The sequence below is a fragment of the Sulfitobacter sp. SH22 genome (assembly GCF_965641905.1).
In the GTDB taxonomy this organism is placed as follows: Bacteria; Pseudomonadota; Alphaproteobacteria; order Rhodobacterales; family Rhodobacteraceae; genus Sulfitobacter.
Genome location: NZ_OZ282573.1, coordinates 18,360 through 34,402, shown reverse-complemented (window position 1 = coordinate 34,402; position 16,043 = coordinate 18,360). Strand labels below are relative to the sequence as shown.

Sequence of the window (16,043 nt, the reverse complement as noted above, 5' to 3'; positions counted from 1 at the left end):
TCAGACCCTTCTGAGCTTGATTGCCGCAAGTTTCACCGCGTCGCGAATCCGCGGATAGCTGCCGCAGCGACATAGATTACCACTCATCGCCGCGTCGATCTGAGCGTCGGTGGGTTCCGAATTCATGTCCAGAAAGGATGCGGCCTGCATGATCTGGCCCGCCTGACAATAGCCACATTGCGCGACCTGCAAGTCGATCCATGCCTCTTGGACAGCATGCAGGGCCGAGGGTGTGCCCAGCCCTTCGATGGTGGTGACATCGCCGATCACGTCCCCCGCCGCCAACTGGCACGACCGCACCGCGACCCCGTCCACATGCACCGTACAGGCCCCGCATTGGGCAATGCCGCACCCGTATTTCGGGCCGGTGATCCCCAGTTCGTCCCGCAAGACCCACAAAAGCGGCATGTCGTATTCGACATCAACATCGTGGGTTTCGCCATTTACGGTCAGTTTCATCAGGGGTCTCCCGCGAGCTTAGAGGCGCAAACTTTCACCTGATCCCGACAGGTAGAGTTAAGGCCAGTAGAAGCAAAAGATATCCTCGCGTCAACTTTGCCACCCCGTGCAAATAATAAAAAGCACCGCCCCCAACCGGAAGCGGTGCTTTTGGAACGTCGAAGGCAAGCCTGTTCAGAACTCGACGACCGCGCGGATCGATTTGCCCTGATGCATCAGTTCGAAACCATAGTTGATCTCGTCCAGGGTCAGTTTGTGCGTGATCATCGGGTCGATCTCGATTTTGCCGTTCATGTACCAGTCAACGATCTTTGGCACGTCGGTGCGCCCCTTGGCCCCGCCAAATGCAGTGCCGCGCCAGACGCGGCCTGTGACCAGTTGAAACGGGCGGGTCGAGATTTCGGCACCCGCAGGGGCCACACCGATGATGATGCTTTCGCCCCAGCCTTTATGCGCGGCCTCGAGCGCCTGACGCATGACCTTGGTGTTGCCGGTGGCGTCGAATGTGTAATCGGCACCGCCTTTGGTCAGTTCGACCAGATGGGCCACCAGGTCGCCTTCGACCTTGGACGGGTTCACAAAATCGGTCATGCCGAAATAACGACCGGTTTCTTCCTTGTCGTCATTCAGATCGACGCCAACGATCTGGTCTGCACCGGCAAGGCGCAGGCCCTGAATCACGTTCAACCCGATGCCGCCCAGACCGAAGACAACGCAGCGCGCCCCGATTTCGACCTTGGCCGTGTTGATCACCGCGCCAATGCCGGTGGTGACGCCGCACCCGATGTAGCAGATTTTATCAAACGGCGCGTCCTTGCGGACCTTGGCCAGCGCGATTTCAGGAATGACCGTGTGGTTGGCGAAGGTCGAGCAGCCCATGTAGTGGTGGATCGGCGTGCCATCCAGCATCGAAAACCGCGTTGTGCCATCGGGCAGCAGGCCCTGGCCCTGGGTGACGCGGATTGCCTGACACAGGTTGGTTTTGCCCGACAGGCAATATTCGCATTCACGGCATTCGGGTGTGTAGAGCGGGATCACGTGGTCGCCGACTTCGAGCGTGGTCACACCTTCGCCGATTTCGAGCACAACGCCCGCGCCCTCGTGGCCGAGGATGGCGGGAAAGATTCCTTCGGGATCGTCGCCCGAGCGGGTGAATTCATCGGTGTGGCACAGGCCGGTGGCCTTGATCTCGATCAGGACTTCGCCCTTGCGGGGGCCTTCGAGGTTGACCTCCATGATTTCAAGCGGTTTGCCTGCGGCAACGGCGACGGCGGCGCGGGTTCTCATCATCGGGTCCATCCTTTTTCTATTTGTCGCAAGAGGCCGAATTTGGGCGTTCTTGTCAAGTAACGAGCGGGGGGTCGGGGGCCAGCCCCCGTGGCCGCGATGCGGCCCCTCCCCCGGGATTTAGGACCATTTGGAATAAAGACAAACCTATTGTGCCTGATATGTAATGCGGCCGTTGCAGATGGTCAGTTGTGCAGATGCCTCGGTGATTTGGGCCGGAGCCAGACGCGTCAGATCGTGGGACAATAGGACGACATCTGCCAGCATGCCGGGGGCGATCCGCCCTTTTTGATGGTCGCGGAATTCGACCCATGCGTTGTCGCGGGTGTAGCTGGCAAGGGTTTGCATCAGGCTTTGGGTTTGGTCCACCCAGTCGGGGCCCAGATCCAGCGGGGCAATGGCCGCTTTGATGTTGGTCATGACATCGACCCCGATGACCGGCCAGTCGGTGCTGAAGATTACCGCTGCGCCGCTGTCGCGCAGTTGGGTCCAGGGGTAGGCATGGGGGATCTGATGGGGGTGAAGATATTTGCCCACACCACCGGCGGGGAAAATCCCGCCGAAAGGCGCATGGCCCGGCTGGATCGAGGCCACGGCACCAAGGCTGGCAAGGCGGGGGATATCATCGGGGTGCATCGTTTCCAGATGTTCGATCCGGTGGCGACTGTCGCGCGCGCCATTGGTTTCCCGCGCCGTCTGATAGGCATCAAGGGTCCGCCGCACGCCGGCGTCGCCAATGGCATGCACGGCGATTTGCAGCCCCATGGCATCAATGGCGGTACAGGCCGCGTTAAAATGGTCGGCGCTAAAGACCGGATCGCCGTAGGTGTCTGTGGTATCGGGATAGGGCTGCAGCATCAGCGCGGTGCGCCCTTCGATGACGCCATCGACGAACATCTTGACCGTGCCGGAATAGACCATGTCGCCGGTGTAGGTTCTGGCCATGGTCGCGGCCTCGGAAAGGCGGTCCAGCGGGTCTTCGGGCCGAAGATGGAACGGCACAGAGATACGGCAGAGCAATGTGCCTTCGGTCTCCATCTCGGAGAGCAGTTCGAGTTGGTAGAAGTTCCCGTCCATGCATTGCAGGCCTGTGATGCCCTGGGCCGCGCAATGGTGCATGCCGCGGGCAAGTGCAGCTTTGTCCCTGGCACGGTCGGTGGCGTTCGGCGTTGGCACCGGGTCCTTGCCCGAGATGAGCCCCGCCAGATCGCGCCCGCCATGGCGCGTCAGGGCAAGCACCGCCGCATAGGCACCGGGTTCGCGCAATTCGCCGGTCGCCAGACCATCATCGCCCATGACGATGTCGCAGCCCGCTGCCGTTTCGCCCCCGTGCAGGATGCCCGCCCGTTCCAGCGCTGCCGTATTCGCCCAGACCGTGTGGTGATCAGGTGCGAACATGGCAAAGGGCCGGTCGGGGCAGACGCTGTCCAATTCCTGGCGGGTCGGGGTTTTGTCGGCATGTAAGATCGCATAATCCGCCTGCACCGCAAACAGGATCGCATCATCGGGGGTTTCGTCAGAATAAGGCGCGACAGCCGCCTTGAGCGCGGCAAGCCCCGTGACCCCGTGCAAATCCAGATAGCCCAGTTCGACCGATCCGCAGAACAGATGCACATGGCTGTCGATAAAGCCCGGCATGACGGTGGCCTGGCCTGCGTCGATGATGCGCGTGTCAGGCCCCGCCAGCACACGCATTTGCGCGTCCGATCCGATGGCTGCGATTTTTTCGCCGCGGATCGCAAGGGCGCTCGCCCCTTCGGTCGCGGGGTCAAACGTGATCAGGGAACCGTTTACGATAATAATGTCGGCGGGCAAATCCATGGGGCGCGGTCTTTCATCAAGGCGGGACGTTCAGCCAAGCTAGTCGCAAGCCGGCACAAACCGCAAGATACGGCGTGGCTAAGGGGCTGTCGCATGTTGCAAAGCGTCGATCATCGCCGCAATTTCAGCGCTTTCGGGCAGGTTATCGCGCAGGCTGATGCCCACCGGTCCCGCCATCATCGGCGCATTCAAGGGGACAGCGCGCAGGCTGCCGTTCGCCAGCTCATGGGCGACCACCCCCCGCGAGATGAACCAGATCGCATCCGTCCGGAGCAAGACCTCGCGGCCAAAGGCAAGGGAGACGGTTTCGAACGCGGGGGCCAGTTCATCCTGACCGATGCTGCGCAAATAGGCCCTGACCAGCGGGCCGATCACGGCACCGGGGGGCGGCAGGATCAGGGGAAAACGGCCTAGGGCACCTGCATCGAAGTGATCCGCACAAGGGTGGCTGGCGCGGACAACGGCCACCACGTCTTCGGTGTAAAGCTGGCGAAAACTCAGACCCTCCATCTTGGCCGCCTCGGCCATGCGGCCCACGACCAGATCCAGACGCCCCTCGCGCAGTTGCGACAGCAGCAGCCAGTTCGGGCCGGTGGACACCCGCACCAGACATTGCGGCTGCGTGGCGCGAAACCGGATCGCGGCGCGGGGCACAAGTTGGGTGGCCGCCGTGGGCAATGCGCCAATCGCCAGCCGTGTCTGCCCCTGCCCGATCCCCTGCCGTGTAGCGCGCAGCAGCGTCGTCATGGCCGATCCGGCAAGTTTCTGAAACTCCTGCCCTGCCTTGTTCAGCCTCAGTTGCCGCGCGACGCGGTCAAACAGCTGCTGGCCGATGATATCCTCAAGCTCGCGCAGGGTTTTGGAAACGGCAGGCTGGCTGACGCCCAACTGATCCGCCGCCGCCACAATGGACCCCGCCTGGGCGATGTCGAGAAACGTGGAGATGTGGCGCAAGCGCAGGCGGGGGTCCAAATTCATAACCTTAGGGTTATATATTTTGGCATGTTTCTCAATATCTTTCGACGAAACGTTATGTCAAAACTGCAATTATTCCAAAGGGAGCGCAGGATGTCAGATAGATACGAGACCGGAATGAAGACCCGCCGCAAGGTGTTGGGCGACGCGCATGTCGACAGGGCCGAAGCCGCGAAGACCGGATTCGACCAACCTTTCCAAACGCTTATCACAGAAGGCGCTTGGGGTACGGTGTGGTCCAGCGACAATATCACCCATCGCGAACGGTCGATGCTGACGCTGGCCCTGCTGGCAGCAACCGGCAATTTCGAGGAAATCCCCATGCATATCCGCGCCACCGCCAACACCGGTGCCAGCAAAACCGATGTGATGGAAGCCTTTCAACATGTGGCCATCTATGCGGGGGTGCCAAAGGCAAACCATGCGCTTAAGCTGGCCAAAGAAACCTACAAGGAAATGGGAGTGGACCTATGACCGATCAGAATGGTGCGTTCTTTCACCGCGACCGCAACTGGCAGCCGCCGGCCTTTACGCCGACCTACAAGACATCCGTCGTGCGGTCGCCGCAAAAGGCGCTGATTTCGATGAACACAACGCTCAGCGAACAGACCGGGCCTGTGTTCGGTCACAACATGCTGGGCGCGTTGGATAATGACCTGATCCTGAATTACGCCGCCGAAGGCGAGATGGCGATTGGTGAGCGGATCATCGTGCATGGCCGCGTGCTGGACCAGAACGGTCGCGGCATCCCCGGTGTGTTGCTGGAATTCTGGCAGGCCAATGCAGGCGGGCGCTATCGCCACAAGAAAGAGGGCTATCTGGCCCCGCTGGACCCCAACTTTGGCGGTTGCGGGCGCACGGTGACTGATGAAAACGGCGGTTACAGTTTCCGCACGATCAAGCCCGGTGCCTATCCCTGGCCCAACCGCACGAATGACTGGCGTCCGGCGCATATCCACTTTTCCCTGTTCGGCAGCGGCTTTGCCCAACGTCTGATCACCCAGATGTATTTCGAGGGCGACCCCCTGATCTGGAAATGCCCGATCATCGAGACGATCCCGTCGCGCGAAGCGATCGAGCAGCTGATTGCGCCGCTGGATATGGAAAACACTGTTCCCATGGATGCACGGGCCTATAAATTTGATATGGTCCTGCGTGGTCGCCGGTCGACCCTGTTCGAAAACCGCAAGGAGGGCAATTGATGCAAGAGCTGAAACACCTCAAGGAAAGCCCGTCGCAAACGGCAGGTCCCTATGTGCACATCGGCTGCGTGCCGAATTTCTGCGACATCAAGGGCGTCTATCCCAATGATCTGGGCGACACGATGGTCAACGCCGATACACGTGGTGAGCGGATCACCGTCAAGGGCACCGTGTTTGACGGTACCGGTACCCCGCTCAAGGATGCATTGGTCGAGATCTGGCAGGCCGATGCGGACGGCATTTACCCCAACAACGACCCCCGCGGGCCGGCTGACCCGAACTTTACCGGCTGGGGCCGCAAGGCGGGCGATTACGACACCGGCGAATGGGCCTTCGAGACGATCCGCCCCGGTGCGGCACCGTTTCCGGACGGGCGCATGATGGCCCCGCATATCACCTTCTGGATCGTGGCACGTGGCATCAATATTGGCCTGCAAACCCGCATGTATTTCCCCGATGCCGACAACAGCGCCGACCCGCTGCTGATGCGCATCGAACATCAAAACCGCGTCCCGACCCTGATCGCGGAGAAAGAGGCCAATGGCGTCTATCGGTTTGATATCCATCTTCAGGGCGAGAAAGAAACGGTGTTCCTAGATGTCTGATCCTTGTATCCTTTGCGTTGCCATCACCGGCAGCGTTCCCACCAAAGCCGCCAACCCGAACGTGCCGATTTCGATCGCTGAACAGGTCGAAAGCACCCACGAGGCGTTCGAGGCCGGGGCCAGCATTTGCCATGCCCATGTGCGCAACGATGATGAAACGCCCTCGTCGGACCCTGAAAAATTTGCCCGCCTCAAGGAAGGTCTGGAAAAGCATTGCCCCGGCATGATCATCCAGTTCTCGACCGGTGGCCGTTCCGGTGCGGGCAAGACCCGTGGCGGTATGCTGTCGCTGCGCCCTGATATGGCGTCGCTGTCGGTGGGGTCGAACAACTTTCCGACCCGCGTCTACGAGAACCCGCCGGATCTGGTTGACTGGCTTGCCTCCGAAATGCGCACCTACGAAGTCGTGCCCGAAGTCGAAGCCTTTGACCTCAGCCACATCCTGCAAGCCATCCAGCTTCACAAAGCCGGCAAGCTTTACGGGCGGCTTTATGTGCAATTCGTCATGGGCGTAAAAAACGCGATGCCAGCCGACAAGGTCGTGTTCGATTTCTATGTTGAACAGCTCAAGGCGCGTGCGCCTGATGCGGCATGGTGTGCGGCAGGGATCGGCCCGAACCAGATCGTTGTGAACGAATGGGCGATTGCGGCCGGCGGCCATACCCGCGCAGGGTTGGAAGATAACGTGCGCCTTGACCGAGACACCTTGGCCCCGTCGAATGCCGCGCTGATCAAACGTGCCGCCGACCTGTGCGAGAAATACGAACGCCCCGTCGCCACATGGCAACAGGCCCGCGAAATCTTGGGCCTGCGCAGCGTCACCGTCTAAGAAACCGGCCTGCCCGCTGCGTCAGTTCAGACGCACGGGCAGGTTCAACGGCCCCCGAAAACCGAAACCGGACCAGACCACGCTTGCCGGGTCCACCAGTTCCATATTCGGGAAACGTTCAAACAGCATTGGCAGCAGCACCTTGCCCACCGTGTGCCGCGAGATGTGTATGCCCATGCAGTGATGCGGCCCGTTGCCAAAGGACTGATGCGCCGATGCATTCCTGAACGCGTTATACAGGTGCCCGTCCTCGAAGACCTCTTCGTCGTGGTTGGCCGAGGCCTGCGATGTCATCACCACATCACCTTTGGGAATGGTGAAACCCCTGATTTCCGTATCTTCAAGTGCGACCCGAGAGCTGACCTGAATGGGGGCCACCCAGCGAACACCCTCTTCGAATGCATCGCTCCAAAGCTCTTTGGCTTTCACCTCTTCCAACTGGTCGGGGTTGGTCAGCAACCCGTAAAGGATAGTGAGCAGCGCATCGCGGGGCTCGTTGATCCCGCCGCCGATCGCGATTTTGATGTTCGATATGATCTGGCTCATCTCGATGGGATCGTCTGCATTCACCATCACCGACAGCGCCGATTGGTCAGGGTCGGCCCTGAGGCGATCCACCATGCGCGCGATTTCGGCGTTCATCTCGATATTGGCGGCGGCGACCCGTTCAAACGGCTCGTCCGCCCAGCCAAAGTTGCCCGCCCCGTCAATCAACGCCTGCGACCAATGCTGCATGTCTGCGTCGGATGCGTCGGGCATCCCCAGAATTTCGGCCAGAATACGGGCGGCCAAGGGGCCGGCCAGCATCGGGAACAGATCAATCACCTCGTCGCGGGGCAGACGGTCCAGATAATCGCTGGCGTGGCGTTCGTACGAAGGCACCCAGATCGACTTGATGTTGCGGGCCGAAAACGTCGGCACCATCGCCATGCGTTCACGCAAATGCGCCTCGCCATCCTTGCGCATTAAGGTATGCGCCTCGAACGCCTTTTCCATCGGGGTGTTGGGATCATTGGTGCTGAACAGCGCGGGGTTGCCTTTGACAGCGCGGGTATCTGCGGCCTTGGTCAGCAACGTCCGCCCCAAGGATTTCACCCGCAAAACAGGGCTTTGCGACCGCAAGCGCGCATATATCGGATACGGGTCACGTGTCAGCTCGGCAATCGTGATTGCCTCGTCCAGCGGTGCTAATGGCATTTGTCCCCCTCCCAAGGTCATGAACAGATAAGTGTTCTATACCCGAACAATAAGAGGCAGAAAAATTTAAAGCAACGCAGTTTCCTACAGAAAAATCTCGTCGAATTCCATTTCGAAATCCGTCTCGAGCGCCTGCACCGCCGCGTCCACTTCGGCGGCTGTGGGGTTCACCCAATCCGCTTTTGAAATCAGGCCCGCGTCTTTCAACGCCTGTGCCGTTTTCTCAAAGTCGATCAGGGAATAGACTTCGTTATACTGGATCTTCTCGTTTTTGCGGAACCAAAAGCGGGTGCATGCATCCACCACATCAGGGGTCACGCCAGCGAACCATTTCAGCTGAAGCTGGAAGTCTTCAAAGATCGTGCCGGGGCGGCGCAACAGAATGCCGATCTTGCAGGTCGGCCCCACAACAAAAGCCGCCAGATGCAGCGCCGAATTATCGGTGGAAACGATCATCGACGCGCCTTTGTAATAGGACAGTTGGGTTGCCAGATCATGCTGCTGGGGGTGAAAGATCGTATAGCCCTCGGCCTCCATCTTGGCCTCGATATAGTCCTCAAACAGGAACCGCCCGCGTTTGCGAAACAGTTCGCTGCGCGAGATATAGATTTTATCCGGTCCCGCCGGTTTGATCCTTTGGCGCAAGCGGCGGTCGGTAAAGGCGCGAAATTCTGGGCTGCCCGACATCAGATCATTCACGCCAAACGCCTGCGGTGCGATGACCAGACGCTCAACGCGGGTGGGTTTGTTGAAGGCGGTCAGGCGGGGCATGTCGCCCAACTGATCGCTGATCAACTGGACCATGCCAAGGCTGCGTTCGGGCCATGTGATCGCATTCTTGGGGATGAATGCCACCGCATCGATGGGGTCTTTGAATTCATCCACCGCCCAGAGCCGCGCCAGAGATTCACACAAGGCGTGGCCAAAATGGCCGTAAGACAGCCCCGCATAAAGCATGGTGCCCGCCACCTCGCGGTCGACCTCGGTCTCGGGGGGCAAATCGGGTTCTACGGTCGTGGGTCTGCGGCTTGACCGCCAGGTCATTGCATCGACACAAAACTTTCCATCCGCGTCGAAGACCCCGGCAGGGCGGGCCATCTTGCGGCGCTTGCCCTCGCCCCACGGTACGATCAGCGCATTCTCGACCACTCGGATTTCGCCCGCCAAGGGGGTCTCTGGGTCGAACTTAAGCGCCATGTCTGTCTCCAACTGGGTCGTGGGGGCCTGTTCAGCCTTGGCTGATCTGGGATTTCAGTTTCTTGACGGACACCGGCCCGTCAATGCGGATAAAGGACACACCGAGCCGGATATCAGCGCGGTCGTTGCCCGTGACCGTTACCTCCGGCTCTGATGGCCAGGCGGAGAGGTCCAGTTTGTAGTCGTCGTTCCAGCCGCTGATCATGGTCACGCCGCCATAAGCCACATGAAAGACCGCAGCGCCTTCGCCCGGTTCAATCGTGTTCTGACCGCTGCCGACATAGATGTGATCATCGCCCCCCGCCGAACGCACGATATTGCGCCCCGGTCCGGTGTGGATTTCCGACCCGCCAATCCCGTCGCTGATGTCGTCATTGCCCGGACCGCCGTAAATCTTGCTGCTCCCCTCGCCGCCGCGAATGACATCGTCGCCCGCGCCGCCGTCGAGGATATCGCGACCGTTGCCGCCATAGAGCGTGTCATTGCCAGCCCCACCATAAAAGATATGCACGTCCTTGCCGCGCCCCGATTTGGCGATCAGCATGTCGTTGCCCGCGCCGCCGTAAAACGTGGCCCCTGCGTATTTCGCGCCGATCATCACATCGGCCCCGCGGCTGCCCTGCACGTTGACGGCAACCCGTTCCGAGGTCTCGAAATTCATCGGCGTGTCGGGGTGGGCCACAATGGCGATTTCCTTGCCTTCGCTGGCGTTTTGCTCCTTGCGGGATACGACCGTGGCGATGCGGATATTCTCGATATAGGCGGGCATGTGCAGCACGTAATCATCCGGCCCCGCCATGTACCACAGCGTGTCATTGCCGCCGTCTTCGTCTTCGGTGATTTTTTCGGCATTGGCCCCGTAGGCCCAGTAATCATTATCGGCATTGCCGCCTGCCAGCACCACGGACCCGTCCAGCGCCATCATCGCATTGACCCCGCGCTGAGGGTTTTCAAACCCGCGCAGGTCAAGCCCCAGTTCCAGCGCATTGTCCACCATCGTGGCGCGCAATTCATCCAAGGGTGCCTCGGTCACGATATTCGTCGTCTCGCCGGGATCGGCGATCAGGTCATAGATATGTTCTTCGCCATTAGGGTAGCGGAAATAGCGGTAGCGGCTAAGCTCGGGTTCGGAAGACCGGACCGACAATGTGCCAAAAACCGATGTGACAGGCGATTTGCCGGCGTTGTACTGGCCAAAGCTGTCATCGACCAGGGGCAGCAGGCTTTGCCCCGAGGTCCAGTTGGGCCGATAGGGCAACCCCGCCAGATCCATGATCGTTTTGGGCACGTTGTGCAACGACACGGGCAGGTCGACCACGCGCCCCTGTTCCATCCGCGCGTTCCAGATGCCAAGCGGGACGTGGGCCGCACTGTCCCACTGGCTCATCTTGTGGAAACTGTCATGGGTGCCAAGGTTGAAACCATTGTCCGACAGCAAAACCACAGTGGTGTTCTGGCCCAGTTCGGACGCGCGCAATGCCTCCATGAACCGGCCGATTTCGGCATCCACATGGCTGATCGCCGCGAAATAGGCGCGGACCACCTGACGCCACGCCTGATCGCCCGCCTTTTCCGGCGTCCAAGGACCGTTGGCGATATAGGCGGCCTCGTAGACGGCCATGCCCTCTTGGGGGCCGAAATAATCCTCGGGCGCGGCGGTGGTGGGCCAGCTGATCTTATCGACGTCATATTGCTGATAAAAACGGTCGGGGCATTGCAGGTTGTAATGCGGATGTTTGAAGCCAAGCTGGATCAGGTGACGCCGCTTGGGGTCGGCGCGGCCCAGATAGTCGATGGCATTTTGCGCGACCATATTGTCATAGAACTTGCCGTCCTGACTGCCGTCGTCGTTGGGGTGGTTGATCCCCGCGATCCCCGGCCCCTTATCAAGGTATTTTTTGACGTTGCTGCGCTTGCCAGCGTCCTTTGCCTCGGGCTGTTCATGAAACAGGATGCGGGCGTATTCCTCGGGCATGGGTTTGTAGTTGCTGTCGACCTTGCCGGTCGTGAAGGTGCGAAACCCTGCGCGGCGCAGATCGAATTGCCAGCCCGTCGTGGGCGGCAGGATATCGCGCCAGAACCGGTTGAGATCGACCAGACCGGTGCGGAATGGCGACAGGCCGGTGGCCAGTTCGGCACGGCACGGCGCACAAAGCGGCACGGTGGCATAGGCATTGGCAAAGCGCGTGCCCTCGGCCATGAAACGGTCGATATTGGGGGTGCTGATCGTCAGGCCAAACGCGTTGCGCCAGGTGAAAATGTCGATCATGTCATCGATCCAGATGACGCAGATGTTGTCGCCCCCGGCAGTCTGTTTGGTAAAGCTCATGACGCGTCCCCTTGGGCTTCGGCAAAGCGGCAGGCTTGGGTGATCTTATCCAGCGCATCGGGCGTGGTGCCAGCCGTATCAAGCCAGAACAGCACGTCATGGATCACCGAACTGCCGAGCGTTTTCAAGATGCCCTTGCGGTGCGATCTGCACCCGATGAACAGATCACTGGGGCCCGCAAGCGCAGTGGCAAGGACCGCGCTGGCATCGGGGCTGGACTGCGGCGCAGGAAATTTCGTGCCGGTTTTCGCCGCCGTCAAACTCAGCTTGCCGTGATCATAGCCCGCCAGAACCCATATATCAGGTCCGGGCGCGGGCATTGTCACCTCGACCGATCCGGCATCATCGCGCCATTCCAGCATCCCGTCTTTTTCCGACAGGAACAGGTAATTGCCACCGCCCGACGGGTTCAGCGTAATGATCGTGCGGGCCTGACCTTCGGGGGATTTCAGGCGGATGGCGCAGCAGAACTGCTCCGCCTCGACCAAGGCCGCATCCACCACAAAGCCGCCATTCACCTCGCGGATATAGGCGACACCACCGGACGGGGTCAGACGGGCGTGGCCGTCATTCGGTTCGGCCGTGCGCGCGGCAATGCCAAGGCCGTTTTCAGGGGCCCAATGCGCAATTGCGCCACCGGAACCCAAGGTCATGGCGCTGGCATGGCCGCGATACCAGATCGCGTCGGCGTCATTGGGGTGCAGCATCGCGGCGGCTTTTGGCACATCGGGCGCGGGGGCGTCGCACAAGATCACCGCATCGGGCAGATCGATATCCACGAACAGGGGGGCAAATTTATCCATCAATGCACCGGCAAGGCTGCGGGCAACGCCCAACGATACAGGGTCTGGCCGGTCGCACTTTGCAGTTTGAAACTATCGCGCAAGGCCCCGCGATTGGCAGGCATACCATCATCAGAGGCCGGATGCCCCAACGCATAGCACAGGGTCAGATCCTTGCCCTTTGGCGGTCTGTCGCAGGTAATCAGCAGGTCGTTGCGGTCTTTTGGGTCTACGCGCACATCCACGATCCTGGCCCCTTTTTCATCCCCCTCAAAGCGGAACCCGCAAGCATCACCTGCGTTCAGCGGATCGTCTTTATCAAGGATAAACGGGCCGTCCGCCTCGCCCCGGCAACGGATCACCTTGTTGTCGTTTTCGCGTTCCGCCAGCAGCAGCACCGGACAGGCCCAAGGCGCATCGCTGTTGCGGGCCTCGATGGCGCAGCTTTCCATCTCGGCCATCTGAACGCGGGCGTCGGGCGTTGCGCGGCCAAAGGGATCGAGGGCAAACATATAGCCGGGGGCGGCAAAGACATGGTCGTGATCGCCCTTGTTCCACGCCAGATCCCATTGCGCGCGCAAGACGGGGCTGTCTGACATATCCGCCGTACCCGCATCAAAGATCGCGGTGAACAGGGGTTTGCGCAGGCCGTGATCTGCAAACAGATCGGTGATCTGGTGCATGATCGCATGCATGCCGCGCGTCCAGTCCGGCCCGCTGCTCAGCACGTCTTCGAGGGTGTAATCAAGCCCGACCGACAGAACCTTGGCGGGTTTGCCCAGTGACAGCGCCGCCGCACACAGGTTCTGCACCGTCTGGCGCAAGTTGTTGAACGCCGCGCCCTGCGACAAGGCGGCGATGCTGGCAGAGCTGTCGGTTTCCGAGCGCGCATAGATCAACGGCAAGGCGCGGTGACCGGCTTGCCGCCGACGCAGGATCTCGTCGGCGATCAAGGTGTCGCGTGTCTGTTCGGTCAGCTTTTGGATGACATCCGTGGCGTCGTTTTCCTGGGTGCCAGATGCCCCCGCCGGCCCCAGATCATCACCCGTGGTGACCACATGATAGGGAAAAGACAGCGGCGCGTTCGCGGTGACCGCCCGCCGCGTGCCGCCAAAGGACAGCAGCCCGTAAACCGCCCCTGCCGTGTCCGCGATGATATCCGGCGCGCTGGCATCGTCAGACACCTGAACACGGCGGCGGAACTGGCGCGGGCCTTGGGCACCGGGCAAATTGGCGCTGAAGATATACCAGCCGCCGCGCTGGCGCAGGTTCCACGCATCGACATCCCCCAGAACCGCGGGGTCAACTGCGGCCTCGGCCCTGCCTGCGGGCAGTCGTTTCGCGATATCCCGGATCACGCTATCGGACAGGTTCATGCGCAGGCCGGTTTCGTCAAAGCCGATGACATCGCCGTTTTTCGCCTTCAAAAGGACGCCGCGTTTCTTGGCCCCGTGGTCTTGCATCTCGTTTACGTTCCTCGACGGATCATCATTGGTTTCAGGTATGGCATGAACCCTTGGCGTTCTAAAGTGTTGATGCGCTATTCATACAGCGGGTCCCATTTCTTGAGCAGGCGGTGAAAGCCTTTCTCGCGGGCGATGTCATAAAACATACGCGCTGCAGGGCGCTTTTTGTCATGCAACGCAACGCCCATCTTGCGGATATATCTGAACCCGTCACGGCGACCGGCGCGGTAGGCGTTGCGCATATCGCGGGGGGTACTGTCGCCGCGCAGGAAATTGAACAGGGCCGCCGACTGGCCCATCCCGACGATAGACTGAATGCCCGCATGCCCAGCGCCATGCAGCAAAACGCGGGAATATTGCGCCGGTTTCGGCAACCGCACTTCGTGTTTTTTGTCTTGCCCGTGCATCGGGTCGACCATCACGGTATAGGCCCGCTTGTCATCCATATGCGCAGCCAGATCATGCCGCCAGCCGTCCATCTTGGCCCATTGTTCACCATAGCGCCGCTCGAACCTGACCACATCGGGATCGATCGAGCTTTGCGGGGAGACGGCGATAGCGCGGCTTGCATTCAGGGCCTGCGCCCCCAGCAATGCGCCATATCCCCCCATGCTGAAGCCGTAGGCGGTCAGCTGTGGCGTCGCACCGAAATAGGCCCGACATGCCCGCATAGCGTCAAAGAATTCGTCGTGCTGGTGCCAGTCTTCGTCGCGGTGAAAGACACAGACATGGGCCATGCCGCGTTTGGTAAAGGACTTGGTGCCCCAGCCCCCTTCGCCGGAGAGGAACGGATAATCAAAGGGCGGAAAGGCGACCAATATGCGCGCAGGATCGGCAGGGCCGGTATATTCCAACCGCAAACGCGCACCGTCATAGATGACCACGCGGCTGTTCCAACCGTCCGGCACTGCCGGTGCTTGTGCCCCGGTCTCAGTCATCCGCCAAAAGCTTCTCCGGATCGATCTTGTCGAAGCGACGTTCGCCGACATGTTGTTCCAGCATGTTTTTGGCTTTGCGCAGCATGTCGACTTCCTTGAGCACCTTCATATTGCGGTAGTGGATCATCTTGATGTCCATATCCTCGGGCAAGGGTTTGCCGCGCAACTGGCCGCCCAGAATGTAATGTTGTTCTTCGGGCAGGATGTTCCAATCCAGACCGGCCGCACGGATCGCCAAGGGCAGGCTCATCTGATCCAGATAGGGGCGTTTCTTGATCAGATCGACCTGATCAATGATCTGCGCCAGCCGCATCCAGACATCTACGAACGTTTCGCCCTTGTCCGTCACCGGACCTTCGGGGAAAACGATCAGACCCGCGTTGAAATAGGGCATCAGCTTTTTACGGCGCTGGCGTGACAGCCAGATGCGTTCTTCGGGCAGTGGCATGTCGCAGGCGTCATAGATCTGCTGCCAGATGTCCTGACCGGACCACATCATCGACGTCGCAGGGGCCACCGACACATGGCCCTGTTTGATCATCTTGTCGGATGTGTTGGGCGCGATGAACAGCATGTCGCTGTCCATGAAGGCCGAATAAGGCGTGCGGCGCGGCTGCATCGCGGCGACCATTTTATTGCCATGCGGATAAGGCGGGTCAAACACCCCCGCGGTTTCAATAGGGCGCACATCCACGTTCAGCTTTTTGTAGATCGCCAAAGCGTAAGGGTCCATGTCACCGATGGTTTCGGCGGGGCAATAGCCGATCAGGTCAACATCTTCTTCGAAATGGGTCCGGATGGAGGCCGCCAGATAGCAGCCCATATCCTGATATTTCGGCGGATCAACGACAAAGAAGATCGAAAGGTTCGGGGTGCTCATTCTGGGTGCCTTTTCGGGGATGGGTTTGGCATCACTGTACATGGGTGCGCGGCACGGGCAGCAGATCGGCCCCGTA

General features: G+C 60.3%; 15 protein-coding genes. 4 read left to right on the top strand and 11 right to left on the bottom strand.

The annotated features are described in order from the left end of the window. From ACSQ13_RS02300 to ACSQ13_RS02285, 4 genes are all read right to left on the bottom strand, one after another. Window positions 1-459: a (2Fe-2S)-binding protein gene (locus ACSQ13_RS02300; protein WP_295513179.1), complete on the bottom strand. Its 459-nt coding sequence runs from the start codon at window positions 457-459 to the stop codon at window positions 1-3. A gap of 174 nt (window positions 460-633) precedes the next feature. Further along, entirely contained in the window at window positions 634-1,746 is a 1,113-nt protein-coding gene (locus ACSQ13_RS02295) for an S-(hydroxymethyl)glutathione dehydrogenase/class III alcohol dehydrogenase (protein ID WP_176248647.1), read from the bottom strand. A 147-nt stretch (window positions 1,747-1,893) separates the two neighbouring features. Next, window positions 1,894-3,567, bottom strand: coding sequence for an amidohydrolase (locus ACSQ13_RS02290; protein ID WP_295513180.1), 1,674 nt, complete (start codon window positions 3,565-3,567; stop codon window positions 1,894-1,896). 78 nt (window positions 3,568-3,645) lie between these two features. After that, the gene (locus tag ACSQ13_RS02285) at window positions 3,646-4,545 is read right to left on the bottom strand and encodes a LysR substrate-binding domain-containing protein (RefSeq protein WP_176248601.1); all 900 of its coding nucleotides are present in this window, start codon (window positions 4,543-4,545) and stop codon (window positions 3,646-3,648) included. 90 nt (window positions 4,546-4,635) lie between these two features. Between ACSQ13_RS02285 and pcaC the strand changes: the two genes are divergently transcribed. The 4 genes from pcaC to ACSQ13_RS02265 are packed head-to-tail and all read left to right on the top strand — an operon-like array spanning window position 4,636 to window position 7,178. Beyond that, complete coding sequence (pcaC, locus tag ACSQ13_RS02280) at window positions 4,636-5,016, top strand: 4-carboxymuconolactone decarboxylase (RefSeq protein ID WP_176248602.1); 381 nt, start codon at window positions 4,636-4,638, stop codon at window positions 5,014-5,016. Then, a complete protein-coding gene (gene pcaH / locus ACSQ13_RS02275) occupies window positions 5,013-5,744 on the top strand; it encodes a protocatechuate 3,4-dioxygenase subunit beta (RefSeq protein ID WP_176248603.1) in 732 nt (243 codons plus the stop codon). Before pcaC ends, pcaH begins: the two co-directional genes overlap by 4 nt. After that, window positions 5,744-6,349 (top strand): protocatechuate 3,4-dioxygenase subunit alpha, encoded by a 606-nt coding sequence (gene pcaG / locus ACSQ13_RS02270; protein WP_295513182.1) that lies wholly within the window; start codon window positions 5,744-5,746, stop codon window positions 6,347-6,349. Before pcaH ends, pcaG begins: the two co-directional genes overlap by 1 nt. Then, window positions 6,342-7,178, top strand: a complete 837-nt coding sequence (locus ACSQ13_RS02265) for a 3-keto-5-aminohexanoate cleavage protein (RefSeq protein ID WP_176248605.1) — start codon at window positions 6,342-6,344, stop codon at window positions 7,176-7,178. Before pcaG ends, ACSQ13_RS02265 begins: the two co-directional genes overlap by 8 nt. 21 nt (window positions 7,179-7,199) lie before the next feature. Here the strand turns inward: ACSQ13_RS02265 and ACSQ13_RS02260 are convergent, their stop codons facing one another. From ACSQ13_RS02260 to ACSQ13_RS02230, 7 genes are all read right to left on the bottom strand, one after another. Next, on the bottom strand, window positions 7,200-8,375 hold the full coding sequence (locus ACSQ13_RS02260) for a cytochrome P450 (protein WP_176248606.1): 1,176 nt from the start codon (window positions 8,373-8,375) through the stop codon (window positions 7,200-7,202). 84 nt (window positions 8,376-8,459) lie between these two features. Next, window positions 8,460-9,572: a glycosyltransferase family 61 protein gene (locus ACSQ13_RS02255; RefSeq protein ID WP_295513184.1), complete on the bottom strand. Its 1,113-nt coding sequence runs from the start codon at window positions 9,570-9,572 to the stop codon at window positions 8,460-8,462. Between the two features lie 31 nt (window positions 9,573-9,603). Continuing rightward, a complete protein-coding gene (locus ACSQ13_RS02250) occupies window positions 9,604-11,901 on the bottom strand; it encodes a sulfatase-like hydrolase/transferase (RefSeq protein WP_295513185.1) in 2,298 nt (765 codons plus the stop codon). Further along, the gene (locus ACSQ13_RS02245) at window positions 11,898-12,704 is read right to left on the bottom strand and encodes a hypothetical protein (RefSeq protein WP_295513187.1); all 807 of its coding nucleotides are present in this window, start codon (window positions 12,702-12,704) and stop codon (window positions 11,898-11,900) included. The genes ACSQ13_RS02250 and ACSQ13_RS02245 overlap by 4 nt, the downstream gene beginning before the upstream one ends. Continuing rightward, window positions 12,704-14,146 carry a hypothetical protein gene (locus ACSQ13_RS02240; protein ID WP_295513188.1) on the bottom strand — a complete coding sequence of 481 codons (1,443 nt, stop codon included), beginning with the start codon at window positions 14,144-14,146 and terminating at the stop codon, window positions 12,704-12,706. Before ACSQ13_RS02240 ends, ACSQ13_RS02245 begins: the two co-directional genes overlap by 1 nt. 77 nt (window positions 14,147-14,223) lie before the next feature. After that, complete coding sequence (locus ACSQ13_RS02235) at window positions 14,224-15,087, bottom strand: hypothetical protein (protein WP_295513190.1); 864 nt, start codon at window positions 15,085-15,087, stop codon at window positions 14,224-14,226. Next, the gene (locus tag ACSQ13_RS02230) at window positions 15,080-15,967 is read right to left on the bottom strand and encodes a hypothetical protein (protein WP_176248612.1); all 888 of its coding nucleotides are present in this window, start codon (window positions 15,965-15,967) and stop codon (window positions 15,080-15,082) included. Before ACSQ13_RS02230 ends, ACSQ13_RS02235 begins: the two co-directional genes overlap by 8 nt. Window positions 15,968-16,043: the final 76 nt, after the last annotated feature.

What these genes read in the sequence shown, in the direction of transcription:
- ACSQ13_RS02260 (WP_176248606.1), bottom strand. Translation starts at nt 8,375, where the DNA reads ATGCCATTAGCACCGCTGGACGAGGCAATCACGATTGCCGAGCTGACA.
- pcaC (WP_176248602.1), top strand. Translation starts at nt 4,636, where the DNA reads ATGTCAGATAGATACGAGACCGGAATGAAGACCCGCCGCAAGGTGTTG.
- ACSQ13_RS02300 (WP_295513179.1), bottom strand. Translation starts at nt 459, where the DNA reads ATGAAACTGACCGTAAATGGCGAAACCCACGATGTTGATGTCGAATAC.
- ACSQ13_RS02295 (WP_176248647.1), bottom strand. Translation starts at nt 1,746, where the DNA reads ATGAGAACCCGCGCCGCCGTCGCCGTTGCCGCAGGCAAACCGCTTGAA.
- ACSQ13_RS02240 (WP_295513188.1), bottom strand. Translation starts at nt 14,146, where the DNA reads ATGCAAGACCACGGGGCCAAGAAACGCGGCGTCCTTTTGAAGGCGAAA.
- ACSQ13_RS02230 (WP_176248612.1), bottom strand. Translation starts at nt 15,967, where the DNA reads ATGAGCACCCCGAACCTTTCGATCTTCTTTGTCGTTGATCCGCCGAAA.
- ACSQ13_RS02250 (WP_295513185.1), bottom strand. Translation starts at nt 11,901, where the DNA reads ATGAGCTTTACCAAACAGACTGCCGGGGGCGACAACATCTGCGTCATC.
- ACSQ13_RS02245 (WP_295513187.1), bottom strand. Translation starts at nt 12,704, where the DNA reads ATGGATAAATTTGCCCCCCTGTTCGTGGATATCGATCTGCCCGATGCG.
- ACSQ13_RS02285 (WP_176248601.1), bottom strand. Translation starts at nt 4,545, where the DNA reads ATGAATTTGGACCCCCGCCTGCGCTTGCGCCACATCTCCACGTTTCTC.
- ACSQ13_RS02235 (WP_295513190.1), bottom strand. Translation starts at nt 15,087, where the DNA reads ATGACTGAGACCGGGGCACAAGCACCGGCAGTGCCGGACGGTTGGAAC.
- pcaH (WP_176248603.1), top strand. Translation starts at nt 5,013, where the DNA reads ATGACCGATCAGAATGGTGCGTTCTTTCACCGCGACCGCAACTGGCAG.
- pcaG (WP_295513182.1), top strand. Translation starts at nt 5,744, where the DNA reads ATGCAAGAGCTGAAACACCTCAAGGAAAGCCCGTCGCAAACGGCAGGT.
- ACSQ13_RS02265 (WP_176248605.1), top strand. Translation starts at nt 6,342, where the DNA reads ATGTCTGATCCTTGTATCCTTTGCGTTGCCATCACCGGCAGCGTTCCC.
- ACSQ13_RS02290 (WP_295513180.1), bottom strand. Translation starts at nt 3,567, where the DNA reads ATGGATTTGCCCGCCGACATTATTATCGTAAACGGTTCCCTGATCACG.
- ACSQ13_RS02255 (WP_295513184.1), bottom strand. Translation starts at nt 9,572, where the DNA reads ATGGCGCTTAAGTTCGACCCAGAGACCCCCTTGGCGGGCGAAATCCGA.